General features: G+C 44.2%; 1 pseudogene. It reads right to left on the reverse strand.

Going from position 1 to position 389, the window contains the following annotated elements:
• A pseudogene (locus A3766_RS09025) lies at positions 1-192 on the reverse strand (hypothetical protein); the annotation flags it as partial.
• Positions 193-389: the final 197 nt, after the last annotated feature.

Raw genomic sequence — 389 nt, forward strand, 5'->3', positions numbered from 1 at the left:
TCGCATAACTGACAACGAGGGAAGAGGGGTATTCTGGCGCTGTAAGCGTTTAGTGATCGAGTTTACACGTTGGGCTAGCTCAGACTGCATCACGATATCGTCATCGACAATGGCGATGACTTTGTCTAGAAGTACTGCATTTGGCCTCAGTTCAGGTCTAGAGTTTTCTTCAGCATGAGCCACAGAGGCCATACAGCTAAGTCCTAGTAGGGTGCTAAATAATAGGCTCAGAATTGAAGGTGATTTTTTGTGGGTGTGAGTAAACATCGCCATAACTATAAATAACTCTAATTTAAAATTTCTTCTCGGGCCGCATAGCCCGGAATATGTTGATCCATTCTACGGGTACTTTGTCCAAAACCGCCAACACCACTTAGTTGAAAACGGAA

This window comes from Oleiphilus sp. HI0132 (assembly GCF_001635845.1).